Origin of the sequence: Frigoribacterium sp. PvP054 (assembly GCF_040547465.1) — a bacterium.
Classification (GTDB): Bacteria; Actinomycetota; Actinomycetes; order Actinomycetales; family Microbacteriaceae; genus Frigoribacterium.
On sequence record NZ_JBEPPU010000003.1, the window covers coordinates 221,206 to 241,084 of the forward strand.

20 protein-coding genes are annotated in these 19,879 nt (G+C 73.2%); 14 read left to right on the plus strand and 6 right to left on the minus strand.

Annotated features, from left to right (window positions below):
* Window positions 1–38: 38 nt before the first annotated feature.
* Both ABID81_RS06665 and ABID81_RS06670 read left to right on the plus strand, forming a co-directional pair.
* Window positions 39–2,003: a M13 family metallopeptidase gene (locus ABID81_RS06665; RefSeq protein ID WP_354594026.1), complete on the plus strand. Its 1,965-nt coding sequence runs from the start codon at window positions 39–41 to the stop codon at window positions 2,001–2,003.
* Window positions 1,997–2,914 (plus strand): serine hydrolase, encoded by a 918-nt coding sequence (locus tag ABID81_RS06670; protein WP_354594027.1) that lies wholly within the window; start codon window positions 1,997–1,999, stop codon window positions 2,912–2,914. Before ABID81_RS06665 ends, ABID81_RS06670 begins: the two co-directional genes overlap by 7 nt.
* Window positions 2,915–2,973: 59 nt before the next feature.
* On the opposite strand, the gene ABID81_RS06675 is transcribed toward ABID81_RS06670, so the two are convergent.
* Together ABID81_RS06675 and ABID81_RS06680 are read right to left on the minus strand one after the other, a co-directional pair.
* Window positions 2,974–3,381 carry an NUDIX hydrolase gene (locus ABID81_RS06675; protein WP_354594028.1) on the minus strand — a complete coding sequence of 136 codons (408 nt, stop codon included), beginning with the start codon at window positions 3,379–3,381 and terminating at the stop codon, window positions 2,974–2,976.
* A 57-nt stretch (window positions 3,382–3,438) separates the two neighbouring features.
* Window positions 3,439–4,725 carry a glutamyl-tRNA reductase gene (locus tag ABID81_RS06680; protein WP_354594029.1) on the minus strand — a complete coding sequence of 429 codons (1,287 nt, stop codon included), beginning with the start codon at window positions 4,723–4,725 and terminating at the stop codon, window positions 3,439–3,441.
* 150 nt (window positions 4,726–4,875) lie between these two features.
* Between ABID81_RS06680 and ABID81_RS06685 the strand changes: the two genes are divergently transcribed.
* The 12 genes from ABID81_RS06685 to hemL all read left to right on the plus strand — a co-directional run bounded on the left by ABID81_RS06685 (window position 4,876) and on the right by hemL (window position 15,708).
* On the plus strand, window positions 4,876–5,889 hold the full coding sequence (locus ABID81_RS06685) for an NADP-dependent oxidoreductase (protein WP_354594030.1): 1,014 nt from the start codon (window positions 4,876–4,878) through the stop codon (window positions 5,887–5,889).
* A gap of 67 nt (window positions 5,890–5,956) precedes the next feature.
* The gene (hemE, locus tag ABID81_RS06690) at window positions 5,957–7,024 is read left to right on the plus strand and encodes a uroporphyrinogen decarboxylase (RefSeq protein ID WP_354594031.1); all 1,068 of its coding nucleotides are present in this window, start codon (window positions 5,957–5,959) and stop codon (window positions 7,022–7,024) included.
* Entirely contained in the window at window positions 7,021–8,385 is a 1,365-nt protein-coding gene (locus tag ABID81_RS06695; protein WP_354594032.1) for a protoporphyrinogen/coproporphyrinogen oxidase, read from the plus strand. Before hemE ends, ABID81_RS06695 begins: the two co-directional genes overlap by 4 nt.
* Before the next feature lie 116 nt (window positions 8,386–8,501).
* Window positions 8,502–8,750 carry a hypothetical protein gene (locus ABID81_RS06700; RefSeq protein ID WP_354594033.1) on the plus strand — a complete coding sequence of 83 codons (249 nt, stop codon included), beginning with the start codon at window positions 8,502–8,504 and terminating at the stop codon, window positions 8,748–8,750.
* Window positions 8,747–9,196 carry a phage holin family protein gene (locus ABID81_RS06705; protein ID WP_354594034.1) on the plus strand — a complete coding sequence of 150 codons (450 nt, stop codon included), beginning with the start codon at window positions 8,747–8,749 and terminating at the stop codon, window positions 9,194–9,196. The genes ABID81_RS06700 and ABID81_RS06705 overlap by 4 nt, the downstream gene beginning before the upstream one ends.
* A 71-nt stretch (window positions 9,197–9,267) precedes the next feature.
* A complete protein-coding gene (locus ABID81_RS06710; RefSeq protein ID WP_354594035.1) occupies window positions 9,268–9,495 on the plus strand; it encodes a DUF3618 domain-containing protein in 228 nt (75 codons plus the stop codon).
* Window positions 9,496–9,594: 99 nt separating this feature from the next.
* Window positions 9,595–10,368: a hydrogen peroxide-dependent heme synthase gene (hemQ, locus tag ABID81_RS06715; RefSeq protein ID WP_354594036.1), complete on the plus strand. Its 774-nt coding sequence runs from the start codon at window positions 9,595–9,597 to the stop codon at window positions 10,366–10,368.
* A complete protein-coding gene (locus ABID81_RS06720; protein ID WP_354594037.1) occupies window positions 10,365–11,588 on the plus strand; it encodes a ferrochelatase in 1,224 nt (407 codons plus the stop codon). The genes hemQ and ABID81_RS06720 overlap by 4 nt, the downstream gene beginning before the upstream one ends.
* A 4-nt stretch (window positions 11,589–11,592) precedes the next feature.
* Window positions 11,593–12,579: a hydroxymethylbilane synthase gene (gene hemC / locus ABID81_RS06725; protein WP_354594038.1), complete on the plus strand. Its 987-nt coding sequence runs from the start codon at window positions 11,593–11,595 to the stop codon at window positions 12,577–12,579.
* Window positions 12,576–13,367, plus strand: a complete 792-nt coding sequence (locus ABID81_RS06730; RefSeq protein ID WP_354594039.1) for a uroporphyrinogen-III synthase — start codon at window positions 12,576–12,578, stop codon at window positions 13,365–13,367. The genes hemC and ABID81_RS06730 overlap by 4 nt, the downstream gene beginning before the upstream one ends.
* Complete coding sequence (gene hemB, locus ABID81_RS06735; RefSeq protein WP_354594040.1) at window positions 13,367–14,356, plus strand: porphobilinogen synthase; 990 nt, start codon at window positions 13,367–13,369, stop codon at window positions 14,354–14,356. Before ABID81_RS06730 ends, hemB begins: the two co-directional genes overlap by 1 nt.
* Window positions 14,356–15,708: a glutamate-1-semialdehyde 2,1-aminomutase gene (gene hemL / locus ABID81_RS06740; RefSeq protein WP_354594041.1), complete on the plus strand. Its 1,353-nt coding sequence runs from the start codon at window positions 14,356–14,358 to the stop codon at window positions 15,706–15,708. The genes hemB and hemL overlap by 1 nt, the downstream gene beginning before the upstream one ends.
* A gap of 129 nt (window positions 15,709–15,837) precedes the next feature.
* Here hemL and ABID81_RS06745 read toward each other — a convergent pair whose 3' ends face one another.
* From ABID81_RS06745 to ABID81_RS06760, 4 genes are all read right to left on the minus strand, one after another.
* Window positions 15,838–16,524, minus strand: coding sequence for a GntR family transcriptional regulator (locus ABID81_RS06745; RefSeq protein ID WP_354594042.1), 687 nt, complete (start codon window positions 16,522–16,524; stop codon window positions 15,838–15,840).
* 103 nt (window positions 16,525–16,627) lie between these two features.
* Window positions 16,628–17,332, minus strand: a complete 705-nt coding sequence (locus ABID81_RS06750) for a GntR family transcriptional regulator (RefSeq protein ID WP_354594043.1) — start codon at window positions 17,330–17,332, stop codon at window positions 16,628–16,630.
* 133 nt (window positions 17,333–17,465) lie between these two features.
* Window positions 17,466–18,437, minus strand: a complete 972-nt coding sequence (locus ABID81_RS06755; protein WP_354594044.1) for an MDR family oxidoreductase — start codon at window positions 18,435–18,437, stop codon at window positions 17,466–17,468.
* 9 nt (window positions 18,438–18,446) lie between these two features.
* On the minus strand, window positions 18,447–19,868 hold the full coding sequence (locus ABID81_RS06760; protein ID WP_354594045.1) for an SPFH domain-containing protein: 1,422 nt from the start codon (window positions 19,866–19,868) through the stop codon (window positions 18,447–18,449).
* Window positions 19,869–19,879 lie beyond the last annotated feature (11 nt).

The following is a 19,879-nucleotide window of genomic DNA, read 5'->3' on the forward strand; positions in this document are numbered from 1 at the left end:
CAGAACTGTAGCGGCGGGGCCGCCGTAGGCTGGCGGGCATGACGAGCGACGCACTGAGCAGCGGAATCCAGACCGACGAACTCGACCCGGCGGTCCGCCCGCAGGACGACCTCTTCCGGCACGTCAACGGGAAGTGGATCGACCGCACCGAGATCCCCGAGGACAAGGCGCGCTACGGCTCCTTCTACCTGTTGGCCGAGGAGGCCGAGAAGGCCGTCCACGAGATCGTCGTCGAGTCGCAGTCGGCCGAGCCCGGCACCGAGGCCCGCAAGATCGGCGACCTCTTCACCAGCTTCACCGACGAGGAGCGCGTCGAGGCGCTCGGCGCCGCACCCCTCGAGCCACTGCTGGCCGAGGTCGACGAGGTGACCGACGTGGCCTCGTTCACGCGCCTCCTCGGCTCCTACGAGAAGCAGGGCGTGCCGAGCGTCGTGCAGCTCTTCGTCGACAACGACCCCGGCGACCCCGAGCGCTACGTCGTGTTCGCCGAGCAGGGCGGTCTCGGGCTGCCCGACGAGTCGTACTACCGCGAGGAGAAGTTCGAGTCGGTGCGCACGGCGTACCGCGCGTTCGTCGAGCAGATGCTCGACCTGGCCGGGCTCGACGAGCCGGGCGCACGGGCCGACCGCGTGGTCGCCCTCGAGACCGACCTCGCCTCGCACCACTGGAGCAACGTCGCCACGCGCGACAGCGACAAGACGTACAACCTGATGCCGTGGGCCGAGTTCGACGCGCTCGCCGAGGGCGTCGACCTGACGGTCTGGCGCGACGCCGTCGGCGGGCCGGCCGGCGTCTTCGACGAACTCGTCGTGCGCGAGCCCTCGTTCGTGACCGGCCTGGCCACGCTGCTGACCGACGACCGCCTCGACGACTGGCGCGACTGGCTGCGCTGGCAGATCGTGCGCTCGACGGCGGCCTACCTGTCGACGCCGTTCGTCCAGGCCAACTTCGGCTTCTACGGCCGCACCCTGACCGGCACCCCCGTGCAGCGGGCCCGCTGGAAGCGCGGCGTCTCGCTCGTCGAGGGCGCGCTCGGCGAGGCCGTCGGCCGCATCTACGTCGAGCGGCACTTCGCGCCCGCGGCCAAGACCGCGATGGACGTGCTCGTCGCCCACCTCGTCGAGGCGTACCGGCAGAGCATCTCGGGGCTCGCCTGGATGACCGACGAGACCCGCGCGCGCGCCCTCGACAAGCTCGACAAGTTCACGCCCAAGATCGGGTTCCCCTCGACATGGCGCGACTACTCGGCGCTCGAGATCGACCCGACCGACCTCGTCGGCAACGTGCGGGCCACCGCGGCGTTCGGCTTCGACCGCGAACTGGGCAAGATCGGCAAGCCCCTCGACCGCGACGAGTGGTTCATGACGCCGCAGACCATCAACGCGTACTACAACCCCGGCATGAACGAGATCGTGTTCCCCGCGGCGATCCTGCAGTTCCCGTTCTTCGACGAGACCCGCGACGCCGCCGCGAACTACGGGGCGATCGGAGCGGTCATCGGCCACGAGATCGGCCACGGCTTCGACGACCAGGGCTCGAAGTACGACGGCGACGGCAAGCTGACCGACTGGTGGACCCCCGCCGACCGCGAGGCCTTCGAGAAGCTGACCTCGTCGCTCATCGCGCAGTACGACGCGCTCGCCCCGAAGCAGGTGCCCGACCACCACGTCAACGGAGCCCTGACGATCGGCGAGAACATCGGCGACCTGGGTGGACTCTCGATCGCCTGGAAGGCCTACCTGATCTCGCTCGACGGCAGCGAGCCGCCCGTGATCGACGGCCTGACCGGCGCCGAGCGGTTCTTCCTCAGCTGGGCCCAGGCCTGGCAGATCACGCTGCGCGACGAAGAGGCCGTCCGGCTGATCTCGATCGACCCGCACTCGCCGAACGAGTTCCGGTGCAACCAGATCGTCCGCAACATCGACGAGTTCTACGACACCTTCGGCGTGACCGAGACCGACGCCCTCTGGCTGCCGGCCGAGGAGCGCGTCACGATTTGGTAGACCCGGGGCCCGGCCGCCGAGCCCGACGCGGGGGCGACGACGGCGCCGACCACGAACCGCGTCACGGCGGCGGTCGGGCGCTCGAGTCGTTCGCCTCGTCGTTCGCGGCGCTGGGCGACCTGGCGCTCGCGGGCGGGCAGGTCTCGGCGTCGGTCGCCGACCTCGACTCGGGCGACGACCTGCTGAGCGTCGACGAGCACCTGGCGTTGCCGGTGGGCCAGCTCGGCGCCGTGCTGCTGCTCATCGAGGTGTCGGCCCGCATCGAGGACGGCACGCTGCGTCCGCTCGACGAGCTCGAGCGCCCCGGAGCGCCCGGCGACCAGGGGCCGGGAGGCGTCTGGCCCTACCTGCGTCGCACGCGCCTGCCGATCACCGACGCGGCCACCCTGGTGGGCGCGTTCCGCGACGCGGCAGCCGTCGACGCGCTGATCGGCCTGGTGGGGCTCGCCGCCGTCCGCGCCCGGGGCGAGTCGCTCGGCCTGACGAAGACGGCCCTGCTCGACGTGACGCGGTCGACGCGCGGCCCGGACGACGCACCCGCCCTGGCCGTCGGCACCGCCCATGAGCTCGCCGGGCTGACGGTGGCGCTGGCCCGCGGCGAGGTCGTCGACCGGGCCGTGTCGAACCGCGTGCTGGGCTGGCTGTCGCTCGGCGCCGACACGTCCCTGGTCGCGGCACCGTTCGGCCTCGACCCGCTGGGGCACCGGCGGCTCGACCACGACCTGCAGATCGTCCACGCGACCGGCGGAGACGCGGGCGTGCGGGCCGAGCTGGGCGTGCTGCGCGGGCCCCGGCGCAGCGTCGCCTACTGCGTCGTCGTGACGTTCGACGACCTCACCCTCGCCCACCGCCTCCGGGCCCTCGAGGCGCTGCGCGCGGTGGGGACCGACGCACTCGAGTACGTGCACTGAGCGAACGGGGCGGTGACCGGCCCGCCGCCGGGCCCGGCCTCGTCCGTGACCGGCCCGGGTCAGTCGATCAGGTCGAGCCGTCGCAGGCGTCCGAGCGTGGCGACGCCCGCCGGCGGGCAGCGGTCGGCGTCCGCCGACGTCACCCAGTGCATCGCCCCCACCTCGGCCGCGGGTGCCGGTTCGGGGCTCGTCGACGCGAGCTCGGCGGCGAACACCGTCATCGCCACCTGCCGCCCCTCGGGTTCGCCGTGCGCCTGCGTCACGACCGTGAACAGCTCGGCCACGGTCGCGGGGTCCAGTTCGACCCCCACCTCCTCGCGCGATTCGCGGACGAGGGCCTCGGCGGCCGTCTCGCCCGCCTCGAGCTTGCCGCCGGGCAGGTACAGCACGTCACGGTCGCGCGCGGTGACCATCAGCATCCGTCGGTCACGGACGAGGGCGAGGGCGCTGACGACGATGGTGTCCATCAGGCCATCCTCGGGCACGGCGGCGTCGGGTGCGCGGCACCGACGAGCGGCGGTCGGTCAGCCCGCCGAGGCCCGACGCTCGTCGTCGACCGCCCGCAGTGACGGGGACGAGGAGGCGCGGCGCCCGTCGGTCACGCCGAACAGCGCCTCGAGACCGTCGCGGAACTCGTCGCCACGACCCTCGCGGGCGAGCTCGCGCGCCCGGACGGACGGGGTGTGCAGCAGGACGCCGGCGAGGTGACGCAGCGCCGACTCGGTGCGCTCCGACGAGTCGCCGCGCGACCGGGCCCGTTCGATCTCGGCGTCGAGCAGGTCGAAGACGTGCTTGCGCAGGGCGACGACCGAGGGGGTGAGGGACTGCTCGGCGGCGACGGCCTGGAACTCGGCGGCCGCCGACGAGACGAGTGCGCGCGCGTCGTCGGCCGCGCTGAGCTGGGGCAGCGGGGCGTGCAGGCTGATGGTCTCGAGGTCGAGCAGTTCGACGCCCTCGACGCCCGCGACGAGCGGGTCGACGTTGCGGGGCAGGCCGAGGTCGATGACCAGGCGGCGACCGCCGGGCCGCACGACGTCGCGGGTGACGACCGGCTCGGTGGTCGAGGTGCAGGTGATCAGCACGTCGCTCCAGGCGACGGCGGTCGCGAGGTCGTCGTAGGGCGTCGCGGCGTGCTTGAGGCCGAACCACTCGGCCCGACCCGAGCCCGAGTAGACCGCGAGCTGGTCGGCACCCCGGTCGCGGAGGGCCGCGACCGTGGTGGCCGCGTACTGGCCGGTGCCGACGATGAGCACGCGCGCCTCGGACCAGTCGGTCACGCGCGACGACGCCAACTCGAGGGCGAGGCGCACGAGCGACCGACCCGCGCCTCCGACGTTCGTCTGGTTCTTGATGCCGCGCGAGGTCTGCGACGCCTTCTGGAAGAGCCGCTCGAGGTCGCGCGAGGTGGTGCCGTCGTGGCGGGCGCGCTCGAGCGACCGTCGCACCTGGCCCGAGATCTCGTCCTCGCCGACGACGACCGACTCGAGGCCCGAGCTGACGGCGAACAGGTGCTCGACGACCTCGTCGCCGGTGATGACACGGACGCTGTCGCGCAGGTCGTCGGGTTCGACGCCGCTGGCGGTGCTCATCGTCTCGATGGTCGCCTCGACGGCGAGGGCGCTGCCCGCGGTGAGGGGCTCGTCGACGTCGAGGTAGGCCTCGAAGCGGTTGCAGGTCGCCAGCACGACCGCGCCGCTGACGAAGTCGCTGCCGTCGACCAGGGTGCCCGCCGCCGAGGGTGCGCCGATGCTCAGCCTCTCGAGGAGGTCGAAGCTGGCGTTCTGGTGGGACGCCGTGAGGCAGATGAGCACTGAGTGATCCTAACTCTGATCGGCGTTTTCGGCTGGGCGTTGACTCGACGTCGAGTGGCCGGGAATGCCCCAGGACGGTTGCAGATTGCAACACGGGTGTCCGGCCTCGCATTCCGACCGGTCCCACCCCGCACCGACCAAGGAGACACCATGACCTCGACCACCAGCATCCAGTGGCAGCTCGTCGCCCGCCCGCACGGCGAGCCCACCCCCGACGACGTCGCCCGCGTCGAGGTGACGCTGCCCGACCTCGCCGACGGCGAGGTGCGCGTGCAGAACGAGTTCCTCTCGGTCGACCCCTACATGCGCGGTCGCATGAACGACGTGAAGTCGTACGTCCCGCCGTTCGCCCTCGGCGAGACCATGACCGGCGGCGCCGTCGGACGCGTCGTCGAGTCGCGTTCGGACGACCTGCCGGTCGGCACCGTCGTGCTCCACGAGCAGGGCTGGCGGGACGTCGCCCAGGGAGGCGCGGCCGCGTTCCGTGCCGTGCAGCCCGTCGACGGCGTGCCCCTGTCGGCGTACCTGGGCGTGCTCGGCCTCACCGGGCTCACGGCGTACGTCGGCCTCACCGAGATCGCCGGCATCCGCGAGGGCGACGTCGTCTTTGTCTCGGGCGCCGCCGGGGCCGTCGGGACGATGGTCGGCCAGATCGCCCGGCTCAAGGGCGCGTCGCGGGTGGTCGGCAGCGCCGGCTCGGCCGAGAAGGTCGACCTGCTCACCTCGAAGTACGGCTTCGACGCGGCCTTCAACTACCGCGACGGCGACGTCACCGAGCTGCTCGCCGAGGCCGCGCCCGACGGCATCGACCTCTACTTCGACAACGTCGGCGGCGACCACCTCTCGGCTGCACTCGCCTCGTTCCGCACCGGCGGTCGCGCCGCGCTCTGCGGCTCGATCGCGAACTACAACGCGACCGGCGCCCCGGTCGGCATCACCGGCATGACCAACATGGTCACCCGTGGCCTGACGATGAAGGGCTTCACGCTGGGCGACTACCGCCACCTCGCGCCGGCGTTCCAGGCCGAGATGGGCCCCTGGCTCGCCGCGGGCGACGTCGTGTACGACGAGACCGTCGTCGAGGGCGTCGACTCGACGTTCGACGCCTTCACCGGGCTGATGCGCGGTGACAACGTCGGGAAGATGGTCGTCGCGGTCTCCTGACCCGCGCCTCCTCGGCCGACGTGCCTCCTCGACCCGACGCCCAGCGGGCGATGGGAGAATCGACCTCGTGACCCAGAACCCCGCCCTGCCCGAGCAGCACCCCCTGGCCACCGGCCTCACGACGCGGTCGCCGCTGGTCCGTGCACTGAGGGGCGACCGGCCCGAGACGCTGCCGGTGTGGTTCATGCGGCAGGCCGGTCGCTCGCTGCCCGAGTACCGCGAGCTGCGCGTCGGCACCAAGATGCTCGACGCCTGCCTCACCCCCGACCTGGCGAGCGAGATCACGATGCAGCCGGTGCGCCGCCACGGCGTGGACGCCGGCATCTTCTTCAGCGACATCGTCGTGCCGGTCAAGCTGGCCGGCGTCGCGGTCGACATCGTGCCCGGTCGCGGGCCGGTGCTCGAGACGCCGATCCGCACGGCGGCCGACGTCGCGGCCCTGCGGCCGATCGACGAGGAGGCGCTGGCCCCGATCGCGGCGGGCGTCGCCCAGACCGTCGCGCAGCTCGGCGGCACGCCGCTGATCGGGTTCGCCGGTGCCCCCTTCACCCTCGCCGCGTACCTCGTCGAGGGTGGCCCGTCGAAGGACCACATCCGCGCCCGTGCCCTGATGCACTCCGACCCCGAGACCTGGGACGCCCTGCTCACCTGGGCCGCCGACGTGACGGGTGCGTTCCTGCGGACCCAGGTGCTCGCGGGTGCCAGTGCCGCCCAGCTGTTCGACTCGTGGGTCGGCTCGCTGTCGCTGGCCGACTACACCGAGCACGTCGCGCGCCACTCGGCCCGTGCCCTGTCGCACGTGGCCGACCTCGACGTGCCGCGCATCCACTTCGGCGTCGGCAGCGGCGAGGTGCTCGCCGCCATGCGCGACGTCGGCACCGACGCCGTGGGGGTCGACTGGCGCATCCCCCTCGACGAGGCCTCGCGCCGGCTCGGCGGGGCCACGCCCGTGCAGGGCAACGTCGACCCGGCGCTGCTGCAGGCGCCCTGGCCCGTGCTCGAGGCCCACGTGCGCGACGTCGCCCGGCGCGGCCGATCGGCCCCCGCGCACGTGCTCAACCTCGGCCACGGCGTCAGCCCCGAGACCGACCCCGACGTGCTGACCCGCATCGTCGGGCTCGCCCACACGCTGTGACCCCGCCCGTCGCCACCCCGGGCGGCGCCGTCGACGTCGCCGTGGTCGGCGGCGGCATGGGTGGCATCGTGCTGGCCCGCGACCTGGCCGCCGCCGGCCTCGGCGTCGTCCTGTTCGAGGCGTCCGACCGACTCGGCGGCGAGGTCTCGCGCCACGTCGTCGCCGGCATCGCCCTCGACGCCGGGGCCGAGAGCTTCGCGACGCGCGGCGGCACGGTCGCCGGCTTCGCGACCGAGCTCGGCCTGGGCGACGACATCGTCCTGCCCGACCCGCGCGGCGCCTGGCTGCACGAGGCCGACGGCCGGTCGTTCCCCATCCCGCGCACGGGGCTGCTCGGCATCCCCGGCGACCCCGCCGCGGCCGACGTGCGGGCCGTGGTCGGCGAGGCCGGCGTGCGGCGTGCGCTCGCCGACGCCGACCTGCCCGCCGACGTCGGGTCCGAAGAAACCACCCTGGGCGGTCTCGTCCGCGCCCGCATGGGCGAGGCCGTCGTCGACCGGCTCGTCAGCCCGATCGTCTCGGGGGTCCACTCGCTGCACCCCGACCTGCTCGCCGCCGACCGCGTGGCCCCGGGGTTGCGCGCGGCCCTGCAGCGCGAGGGCAGCCTCGCCGCCGCCGTGCTCGGCCTGCGGGCGCTCGCCCCGGCCGGCTCCGCCGTGGCCGGCATCCGGGGCGGCCTGGCCCGGCTGGTCGACCCGATCGTCGCCGACCTCGGACGGCTCGGCGTCGACGTCCGCCTCGGCACCCGCGTCCGGTCGATCGACGAGACGCACGTCGAGACCGCGAGGGGTGAGCAGGTGAGGGCGAGACAGGTCGTGCTGGCCGTGGGGGACCACGACGCGGTGGCCCTGACGACCCGCGCCTCCTCGGTGCCTCCCGGGGCGATCACGCTCGCGACCCTGGTCGTCGAGCGCCACGAGCTCGACGCGGCGCCCCGCGGCACGGGGGTGCTCGTCGCACCGGGCTCGACCGGCCTGCGCGCCAAGGCCCTCACCCACGCCACCGTCAAGTGGAGCTGGCTCGCCGACCTGGCCGAGGGGCGGCACGTGCTGCGGCTGAGCTTCGACTCGCCCGTCGTCGACCGCGGCACCTCCGACGCCGAGGTGCGCGACGCCGCGCTCGCGGACGCCTCCACCCTGCTGGGCGTCGACCTCGCCGAGCGCCACCTGGTCGGCTTCGGCCGTGCCACCTGGGACGCCCCGCGCCGGGCCGAGGCGGCGGCCGTCGTCGAGCCCGTGATCGAGGTCGTCCAGGCAGGAGGCGCGGTGGCGGGCCGTGGGCTCGCCGCGATCGTCGCCCACTCGCGTCGTCAGGCCGCCACCCTCGTGGCGGCGCTCTCGTCGCCCCCGCCGCGCGACTGAGCGCACGGGGTCGGTCGGGTTCGGTCCGGCGCGGGCGTCGGGCAGCCCGCTCGGGCTACATTGGACGGACGTGTGCGGCACATGCCGTCGCGCGTACGACCACGAATGGAGTCCCCGTGCGAGGCAAACTGATCTTCGTCGCCGGAGCCGCTGTCGGATTCGTGCTCGGCGCCCGCGCCGGCCACGACCGGTACGAGCAGATCACCGAGAGGGCGTCCAAGGTCTGGAACAGCCGGGCCGTCCAGCGCCAGGTCGCCAAGGGGCAGGACTTCGCCGGTGCGAAGACGGCCGACGGCGTCGACGCCGTCGTCACGGGCATCACCCGCGGCATCTCCCGGCTCTTCGGCGGCGGTCGCAAGAAGTGACCGACTCGACGCGCAGCGACGAGGTGCGGCACAAGACGAGACCGCGGTCGCTCTTCGCCCTCGTGCAGGACATCCCGACGCTGGTCACCGACCTCGTCAAGGGCGAGCTCGCCCTCCTCAAGTACGAGGTCATCGGCACGCTCAAGGCGTTCGGCATCGGTGCGGGCTTCCTCGTCGGGGCGCTCGTCTTCGTCTTCGCGATGCTCGGCGTGCTGTTGACCGGCATCGTCCTGCTGCTCGCCATCTGGCTGCCCGGCTGGGCCTCGGCGCTGATCGTCGCCGGCGTGCTGCTGCTGGTCGCCGCCCTGCTCGGGTTCCTCGGGTACAAGGCGATCAAGAAGGGGCTGCCCGCCGTCCCCGAGAAGACCATCGCCAGCCTCAAGGCCGACCTCAAGGCCGTCAAGGGCGTGGGGTCGATCCCCGGCGCCCGTCTCGACGAGCGCTGACGCGCCTCCTCGACGACCGCCCACGCGCCTCCTCGACCCTCCCGACTCCCCCCGTTCCCGACAGGAGCCCCATGAGCGACAGCAGCGACATCCAGGCACACATCGACCGCACGCGCGCCGAGCTCGCGGCGACCCTCAACGAGCTCGAGGACAAGCTGAACGTGCCCAAGCAGCTCGGCATCGCCGGGCACCGGGCCAAGTCGTCGTTCGAGCGCGACAAGGCCCCGTGGCTCGCCGCGGCCGGGGCGGGTGCGCTGGCCGTGGCCGGCGTCGTCGTCGCGGTGGTCAAGCGACGCTGACCGGCTGCTCGGCTCGTCCCCAGCCCGGGCCCCGGCCCGTTCGCTCGACCGGGAGCAACCTGGTTGGGCTCCCAGCGTGCCGAGAGGGAGAATGACTGCATGAGTTCCAGCGCCGACGCGGCAGCGCCCGTCCTGCCGACGTCAGAACGACCCGAAGCACCCGCACGGCCCGACGCCGGCGACGCCCCGACGGACGCACCGGCCCCGGCCGAGCGACTGGGTTACACCCTGTGGGCCGTGTTGCGTCGCGACCCCCAGAACCCCTACGCCCCCGAGCTCGACGACGTGCCGCAGCTCGACGCGGTCGTCGACGCCCTCGCCGGGCTCGGCGTCACCGTCCGGGGCTTCTACGACGTCAGCGCGTTGCGTGCCGACGCCGACATCATGATCTGGTTGCACGGCGAGGTGCCCGAGGCCGTCCAGTCGGCCTACCGGCAGCTGCTGCGCACCGACGTGCTCGGCGCCCTCCTGCCCACGTGGAACGCCATGGGCATGCACCGCGAGGCCGAGTTCTCCCGCAACCACAGCCCGGCCTTCATGCGCGGCAAGGCACCCGAGGCGTGGCTCACGGTGTACCCGTTCGTCCGCAGCTACGAGTGGTACCTGCTGCCCGAGGCCGAGCGGCGCCAGATGCTCGCCGAGCACGGCAAGCAGGGCTCCGAGCACCGCGCGGTGCTGACCAACACGGTCGCCAGCTTCTCGCTCGGCGACTACGAGTGGATCCTCGCTCTCGAGGCCCCCGAGCTCGTCCAGCTGGTCGACCTCATGCGCGACCTGCGCTACACCGAGGCCCGCCGCCACGTCCGCGAAGAGATCCCGTTCTTCACGGGCCGACGCATCCCCACCACCGACATCATCGAGGTCTTGTCGTGACCGACACCAGCCACATCACCAACGGGCAGCTCGTCCGCAACGCCACGCCGGCCGCGGCCGCGGGCCCCGAGCACGTCTCCGAGCCGACCGACTACGACGCCATCCTGCTGGCCGGCTTCGGCGGGCCCGAGGGGCAGGACGACGTCATCCCGTTCCTGCGCAACGTCACGCGCGGCCGGGGCATCCCCGAAGAGCGACTCGAAGAGGTCGCCACCCACTACCGCCACTTCGGCGGCGTCAGCCCGATCAACGAGCACAACCGCGAACTCAAGGCCGCCCTCGAGGCCGAGCTCGCGAGCCGCGGCATCGACCTGCCCGTGATCTGGGGCAACCGCAACTGGCAGCCGTACATGGCCGACGCCGTGCGCGAGGCCGACGCGCGCGGTTTCCGCAAGCTGATCGCCGTCGCGACCAGCGCCTACTCGTCGTACAGCTCGTGCCGTCAGTACCGCGAGGACTTCGCGATGGCACTCGACGCCACGGGCCTCGAGGGCACGATGCAGATCGACAAGGTGCGCCAGTTCTTCGACCACCCCGGGTTCGTGCAGCCCTTCGTCGACGGCGTCCGCGACGCCCTGGTGAAGGCCCGCGCCGAGAACGAGGGCCTCGACCTGTCGACCGAGGTGCAGGTGCTGTTCGCGACGCACTCGATCCCGTCCACCGACGCGGCCAAGAGCGGCCCCGAGTCGCGCGGCTTCGACGCCGACGGAGCGTACGCCGCGCAGCACAAGGCGGTCGCCGAGGTCGTCATGGCCGCGGCCGAGGCCGCCCTCGACCTCGACGTGCCCGAGGGCGGGGGCACGACCGTGCCCTGGCAGCTCGTCTACCAGTCCCGCAGCGGCCCGCCGTCGATGCCCTGGCTCGAACCCGACATCAACGACGCCATCGACGACCTGGCCGGCGGGCCCACCCGGGCCGTCGTCATCGTGCCGCTCGGCTTCGTCAGCGACCACATGGAGGTCATGTGGGACCTGGACAACGAGGCGATGGAGACCAGCGAGAAGAACGGCTTCTGGGCGACGCGCACCCCCACGCCGGGCATCGACCCGACCTACGTCGCCGGGCTCGTCGACCTCGTGCTCGAACGCCGTGACGGGGTCCCGGTCGAGGACCGACCGCACGTGACCGACCTGGGCCCCTGGTACGACGTGTGCCGGCCCGGCTGCTGCGAGAACGTGCGACTCGGTTTCAAGCCCGCCCTCTCCGGTCTGGCTCCCTGACCCCGTGGCGACCATCCGCATCGGCACCCGGGGCAGCGCGCTGGCCGTCGCCCAGTCGTCGACCGTGGCCGACCGCATCGCGGCCGCGACGGGCCGCGACGTCGAGCTCGTCCGCATCAAGACCGAGGGTGACCGGTCGCAGGGTTCGGGCGAGTCGCTCGCCTCGCTCGGCGGCACCGGGGTCTTCGCCAGCGCCCTGCGCGAGGCGCTGCTGGCCGACGAGTGCGACGCGCTCGTCCACTCGCTGAAAGACCTGCCCACCGCCACCCACCCCGGTCTCGTCATCGGAGCGACGCCCGCTCGCGCGGACGCCCGCGACGCCCTGTGCGCGCGCGACGGCCTCACCCTCGAGGGCCTGCCCGAGGGCGCCCGGGTCGGCACCGGCTCGCCCCGTCGGGCCGCACAGCTGCGGTCGAGGCGCCCCGACCTCGAGGTGGTCGACATCCGGGGCAACGTCGACACGCGCCTCGGACGGGTCGGCGACGACCTCGACGCCGTGCTCCTGAGTGCCGCCGGTCTCGGCCGGCTCGGCCGTCTCGACGCGGCCACCGAACTGTTGGGGCTCGGCTTCTGGCCCAGTGCCCCCGGTCAGGGTTCGCTGGCCGTCGAGGTCCGCGAGGGCGACCCGAACGAGTCGCTCGCCCGGGGGCTCGCCGCCGTCGAGGACGAAGAGACCCGCCTCGTCGTCACGGCCGAGCGTGCCGTGCTGGCCGGCCTCGAGGCCGGTTGTGCCGCGCCCGTCGGGGCCAGCGCGGTGGTCGACGCCGGTCTGCTGCTGCTCAGCGCGACGGTCTACAGCCCCGACGGCAGCAGGCGGCTCAGCTCGTCGCACGCCGTCTCGCTCGACGACGGCCCGCTCGTCGCCCGCCTGGCCGACGTCCACGAGGTCGCCGGCCGCGTGGTCGACGAGCTGATCGACTCGGGCGCCGCCGAGTTCGCCCCCATCGGTGGCGGACCGTCCGGCGGTGACCCCCTGGGCAGCGCCTCGTGACGGCCGACAAGCCCCTGAAGGGCGTCCGCGTGCTCGTGCCGCGCGGCGGCAAGTGGGGCGACGGAGTGGCGGCCTCCCTGCGATCGCGTGGGGCCGCACCGGTCATCGCCCCGCTCATCAACTTCGCGCCGGCAGAGACCCCCGAGCTGCTGGCCGCGGCCCTCGCCCGTCTCGAGGCCGGCGTCTACGAATGGCTCGTCGTCACCAGCGCCACGACCGTCGACGTGTTGGTGGGCAACGGCATCCGGCCGCCGGCGTCCACCCGGGTCGCCGCCGTGGGCGAGACCACGGCGTCGGCCCTGGGCCTCGCGGGCATCCGCGTCGACTTCGTGCCCGAGGGTGACAACTCGGCCCGCGGACTGGTGAAAGAATGGCCCGCCGACGAGGTCACCGGTCGCGTGCTCGTGCCCCAGTCCGACCTGGCCGAGCCGACGCTCGTCGCCGGGCTGTCGGCCCGCGGGTTCGACGCCGAGTTCGTGTCCGCATACCGCACCGTCGGCGTGCCCGTGTCGGCCGAGGTGCGCGACGGCGTCGCCGACGGCTCGATCGGCGTGCTGCTCGTCACCTCGGGCAGCGTGGCCCGCCAGATCGCGGCCCAGCTCGCCCCACTGCCGCCCGCCACCCTCGTCGCGTGCATCGGCCCGCGCACCGCCTTCGACGCCCGTGCCGCGGGACTGCCCGTGCACCTGATCGCCGAGACCCGATCGGCGGCCGCCCTCGTCGAGGCCGTGGTCGACCACGCCCTCGACGGCCCGGCCGCCGGAACACCCCCGACCGAGAAGGACTGATGTCCGATTTCCCCCGCGTGCGGCCCCGCCGCCTGCGTGCCACCCCTGCCCTGCGCCGCCTGACCGCGGAGACCCGCCTCCACCCCGCCGACCTCGTGCTGCCGATGTTCGTCCGCGAAGGAATCGACGAGCCCGCCCCGATCTCGTCCATGCCGGGCGTGTTCCACCACAGCCTGTCGAGCCTGCCCCGGGCGATCGAGCAGGCGGCCGAGGCCGGCGTCGGCGGCGTCATGCTCTTCGGCGTGCCGCTCGAGAAGGACGCCGTCGGATCGGGCGCGACCGACCCCGAGGGCATCCTCAACGTGGCGACCCGCGTGGCGGTCGACGCCGCCCAGGGCGCCCTCGTCGTGCAGACCGACCTCTGCCTCGACGAGTTCACCGACCACGGCCACTGCGGCGTCCTCGCCGCGGACGGCTCCGTCGACAACGACGCCACCCTCGTACGCTACGACGAGATGGCCGTCGTGCAGGCCGAGGCCGGCTCGCAGCTGATCGGCATGAGCGGCATGATGGACGGCCAGATCGGCTCGGCCCGTGACGCCCTCGACGAGGCCGGCTTCGGCGGCACGGCACTGCTCGCCTACGCGGCGAAGTACGCGTCCGCCTTCTACGGCCCCTTCCGCGAAGCCGTGCAGTCCACGCTCGTCGGCGACCGCCGTACGTACCAGATGGACGCCGCGAACGGGCGCGAGGGGCTCCGCGAGGTCGACCTCGACATCGCCGAGGGCGCCGACGTCGTCATGGTCAAGCCGGCCATGAGCTACCTCGACGTCCTCGCCGAGACGGCGGCCACGAGCACCGTGCCGGTCTGGGCGTACCAGATCAGCGGCGAGTACGCGATGATCCACGCGGCCGCCGCGAACGGCTGGATCGACCTCGACGCCGCCTCGTACGAGAGCGTGCTGTCGATCAAGCGGGCCGGGGCCGACGCGATCCTGACGTACTGGGCCACCGAACTGGCCACGCGCCTCCAGAAGGAGCGGTTCTGATGACCGAGACGACCCGCCAGAGCAACGACACCTACTTCGCCCGCGCCAAGCGGTCGATCCCCGGGGGCGTCAACTCGCCCGTCCGCGCGTACGGTTCGGTCGGCGGCACGCCGCGGTTCCTGATCGGTGCCCGGGGGGCCTACGTCACCGACGCCGAGGGGCGCGAGTACGTCGACCTGGTGGCGTCGTGGGGCCCGGCCATCCTCGGCCACACGCACCCCGAGGTGCTCGAGGCGGTGCAGCAGGCCGCCGCGCGTGGCCTGTCGTTCGGGGCGTCGACCCCGGCCGAGACCGAGCTCGCCGAACTCGTGCGCGAACGCGTCGCCGTCGGCGACCAGCGACCGATCGGCAAGCTGCGCATGGTCTCGACCGGCACCGAGGCGACCATGACGGCCATCCGCCTCGCCCGCGGCTACACCGGCCGTGACCTGCTCGTGAAGTTCGCCGGCCACTACCACGGCCACTCGGACTCGCTGCTGGCCGAAGCAGGCTCGGGGGTCGCGACCCTGTCGATGCCGGGCTCCGCCGGCATCACGGCCGAGACCGCGGCCCAGACCCTGGTGCTGCCGTACAACGACCTCGCCGCCGTCCGTGCGGCCTTCGACGAGCACGGCCCGCGGATCGCCGCCGTCATCGTCGAGGCGGCCGCCGCCAACATGGGCGTGCTCGCGCCGCAGCGCGGCTTCAACCGCAGCCTCTCCGAGATCACGCGACGCAACGGCTCGCTGTTGATCGTCGACGAGGTGCTCACCGGCTTCCGCGTCGGGCGGGCGGGGTGGTGGGGTCTCGAGGCCTCGCAGGTCGTGCCCGACGGCGCCGGCTGGGAGCCCGACCTCATCACGTTCGGCAAGGTCGTCGGCGGGGGCCTGCCGCTCGCGGCCCTCGGGGGTCGGGCCGACGTCATGGACTTCCTCGCGCCCCTCGGCCCGGTGTACCAGGCGGGCACGCTGAGCGGCAACCCGGTCGCCGTGGCCGCCGGCATCGCCACGCTGCGGCTGGCGACCCCCGAGGTCTACGCGCACCTCGACGCGGTGTCGGACACCCTCTCGCGTGCGGTCTCCGAGGCCCTGTCGGCCGAGGGCGTCGCCCACAGCGTCCAGCGCGCCGGTTCGCTGTTCTCGTTCGCCTTCACCGAGACCCCGCCCGCGAACTACGACGACGTGCGCGCACAGCAGGCCTGGCGGTACCCACCGTTCTTCCACGCCATGCTCGACGCGGGGGTCAACCTGCCGCCCTCGGTCTTCGAGGCCTGGTTCGTGACGGCCGCGCACGACGACGAGGCGGTGTCGCGCATCGTCGACGCCCTGCCGGCCGCGGCCCGGGCGGCGGCTCGCGCGGTCGTCCCCGGCTGAACCGGGTCCGTCCCGGGCTCGACCGGGCACCGGCCCGCCACGACGAACGACGCCGCCGCCCACGAGGGCGGCGGCGTCGTTCCGTGTCGGACCACCGTGGCGGGTCGGCGGTCGCCGGCCCCGAGGGCGTCAGGCCGGGAAGGTCCCCTGCTCGCGCAGTCCGTCGAGCAGCTGCGTGGCGTAGTCCTGCGTCTCGGCTCCGACGAGCACGGTCGCCGCGGCCTCGCCGTCCTTCTCGTCGATCGCGGCGACGAGCGAGTCGGTGAACGCGACGGCGTTCGCGACCGAGAACGCCGGGCCGGAGAGGCGCAGGATGAGGGCCGTGCGGGCACCCACCGTCTCTTCCATGCGGGTGAGCGAGGGGCTCGCGGCGTACTGCACGAGACCGTCGATCAGGCGCTTGAACTCGAAGGCGTGGTCGGACTTCTTCGCCTTGAGGGCCGACGTCACCGACTTGGCCAGCGCTCGGAACTCCTTGCGCTGGGCGTCGTCCATCGTGACGGCGGCACGACGGGCGGCGAGGCTCCAGACGCCGAGCGCGGCGTTCAGCGTGTCGTCGACCTCGGTCATCGTCGGCTGCACGACCCGGGTGTAGCGGTTCGCCTCGATGTCGACCAGGCCGAAGTCGCTGAGCTTGGCGATGGCCTCGCGGACCGGGGTCCGCGAGACGCCGAGCCAGCTGACCAGCTCGTCGTCGTTGAGTCGCTCGCCCAGTTCGAGCGTGCCGTCGCCGATGGCGGCCAGCAGCTTGTCGAAGACGACGTCGCGCAGCAGTCGGCGGGGTGCCGGGGTGGTCTCGGGGGTGGGGATGGGCATCGTGCTCCCTCTCGGTGGTCGGGTGTCGATCGTGGTCGTCGTCGGTGCGGGCGCTCGGCTCGGGGCCGGCAGGGTCGGGGCTGCTCGGTCGGGGCCGTTCGGGTCAGGGGCGTCGGGACTCGACCGGGTAGAGGCCCGATGCCTCGACGTCGCTGAAGAACTCGGTCCAGTTCTCGGGCTGGGTGCGGACGAGGCGTCCCACCTCGGCGGCGTCACGGTCGGCGAAGGCCTGGCGCAGGGCCCGGCTGAAGGTCAGCGCCGCGTCCCAGGGGAAGAACCCGGCGGCGAAGGCGCGGCGCACCAGCAGCAGCAGCCGGGGCCCGCTGGCCAGCGACAGCCGCGCCAACGACGGGCTGCCCGCAGCCTTGAGCAGCAGCTCGTTCATGGAGTCGAGCGCGACGGCGTCTTCGGGCTCGCGCTTCTCGAAGGCGGCGATCCGGGCGTCGAGCACCCCGAGGACGGTCTCGAGCTGCTGGTCCGTCAGGGCGGGGGTGGCTCGTTCGGCCGACAGGGCCCAGACCTGGTAACCGATCTCGACGGTGTCGACGAACTCGGCCATGGTCGGGGCCACGATGCGCGTGTAACGGTTGGCCTCGATGTCGACGATGGCCTGGTCGGCCAGCTTGGCGATGGCCTCGCGCACGGGGGTGCGAGAGACGCCCAACCAGGCCACCAGCTCGTCGTCGTTCAGCCGTTCGCCCAGTTCGACCGTGCCGTCCATGATCGCGACGAACAGCTTGTCGTAGACGACGTCGCGCAACAGGCGGCGAGGGGCGGGAGGCGCGTCGGAGGTCTGGGGGATGGGCATCGGGGGCTCCTGGGCTCGGGCGTCGACGGCTCCCTAAGCCGTCAGGAGGTGCATGTCGCACCTTCCATGCACGACAATCTATCGCGTATCCGGTACTTCAGGCGAGAGGTCCCGGTGGGTTCGGAGCAACGGGTCAGGCCCCGACCCGGACCACCGTGCGCCCGCGGGTCTCGCCCGCCAGCACCCGTCGACCGGCGTCGACGACGTCGGCCAGGTCGACCTCGGCGGTCGCCGAGTCGAGCAGGTCGAGGTCGAGGTCGGTGGCGAGACGGTGCCACGCGGTGCGCCGGAGGGCAGGAGGCGCGTCCACCGAGTTCACGCCGGCCAGCGTCACGCCGCGCAGGATGAACGGCAGCACCGTCGTCGGCAGGTCGGAGCCCTGGGCCAGGCCGCAGGCGGTGACGACGCCGCCCCACGAGGTCTGCGCGAGCAGGCTGGCCAGGGTGCTGCTGCCGACGCTGTCGATCGCCCCGGCCCATCGGGCGCGCTGCAGGGGACGCCCCTCGGCCGCCAGCTCGGCACGATCGACGACCGACGTGGCGCCGAGCGACCGGAGGTAGTCGGACTCGGTCTCGAGACGCCCCGTCGAGGCCGTCACCGAGTAGCCCAGCCGGGCGAGGAGCATGACGGCCACCGAGCCGACGCCGCCCGCGGCCCCTGTCACGACGATCTCGCCGTCGCCCGGTGCCACGTCGCGTTCGAGTCGCAGCACGCTGAGCATCGCCGTGAAGCCCGCCGTGCCGACGGCTGCCGCCCGTCGCGGCGAGACGGCCTCGGGCAGGGCCACGAGGGCGTCGCCGGGCACGACGACGCGCTCGGCGTACCCGCCGGGTCGGGTCTCGCCGAGCCCCGCCCCGTTGACGACGACCAGGTCGCCCGCGTCGACCGCCACGCCGTGGCCCGAGACGACGCGTCCCACGACGTCGATGCCCGGGACGAGGGGATCGATCCTGGCCACCCCGGGGTCGCCCCGCAGGGCGAGACCGTCCTTGTAGTTCACCCCCGACCAGAGGACCTCGACGAGGACCTCGCCGTCGTGGGGCTCGGGCTCTGGGCGGTCGAGCAGGGCCGGGGCCCGGCCCTGCTCGACGACGACGGCACGCATGGCTGGAGGCTACGCGCCGTCGGTCGTGCGGGGTCGCGAGGCCGCGGCGCCGTCGGCGGACCCGGTGCGGGCCCCGAGGAACCCGCCGAGCGCGCTGACCAGGTCGAGGCCCGTCGTGGCCTTGACCACGTCTTGCAGCTGGGTCATGTTGTTCGCCACCGACTTCGTCAACTCGTTCGCACCGTCGGTCGAGACGACCGTGAGCGCGTCGATGTTGCCCATCGGCGCCGCCATCTCGCGAGCGATCTCGGGCAGGCGCGAGATGACCTGCGAGGCGAGGGCCGCCTGACCGAACTTGCCCTGGGCCTCGGCCAGGGCGTCGACCGCCTCGGCCTCGGCCAGACCCTTGGCCTTGATGGCGGCCGCCTCGGCGCGTCCGGCCGCCTCGACCGCCGCCGCCTCGTTCTCGGCCGCGTTGCGGGCGGCGTCGGCGAGTTGGGTGCGACGGAAGGCCTCGGCCTCGACGGCGGCGTTCGCGGCGTCGCGCTCGGCCTCGGCGTTCTGCACCGACGCGTAGGCCGCGGCCTCGGCCGGCTGACGGACCTCGATGTTGAGCCGTTCTTGGTTGACCTTGGCCTGCTCGGCGACGGCGATGCTCTCTTGCTCGGCGACCAGCTTGTCCTGCATGGCCCGGGCGAGCTCGCCGGCGGCCGCGGCCTCGGCCTGGGCCCGGTCGGTCTCGGCCTTGATCTGCGCCTGCCGCACGTCGAGCTGCAGCTGGCGCTCGGCCGTCTGCTGGGTGTTGCCGATGCGGGCCAGGGCGGCGATGCGCTCGGCCTCGGCCTCGGCGACGTCGGCGTTCTGCTTCGCCACGGCGGCCTCGGCCCGACCGCGGTCGGCGAGGTAGGTGCTGCCGGGCGTCTCGATCTCGCGGATGTTCATGGTCTCGATCTGGAGGCCGAGCTCGGCGAGCTCGCCCTTCGTCTCGTTGACCGCGTCGGCGGCGAGCCGGGAGAAGTTCTTCACCAGGTCGTCGACCGGTTGCCCGCCGATCAGGCCGCGGATCGACCCCTCGAGCGACTGCTGCACGATGACGGGCAGCTGCTGCTGCTGCAGCAGGTAGCGCTGTGCCGCGCGACGGACGCCGTCCTCGGTGCCCGTGACCTTGAAGTTCACGGTGGCCTTGACCGCGGTGCGGATGTAGTTCGCGTCGATGGCCTGCACCTCGACCGGGGTCTGGTACTGCTCGAGCGAGAGCTTGAACCCCTCTTGGAAGATCGGCCAGACGAAGGTGCGGCCGCCGATGATGACCTTCTGGGGGCTCGAGATGCCCCCGCCCTCGGAACGCTCGGCACCCCGGCCGACCACGATGAGCGCCTCGTTCGGCGGGACGCGTCGGACCCGGCTGGCGACGAACGACAGCAGGGCGAGCGCGATGACGACGGCGACGACGACGGCGACGACGCTGACGTTGGAGGAGATGAAGTCCACGGGGCTTCCTT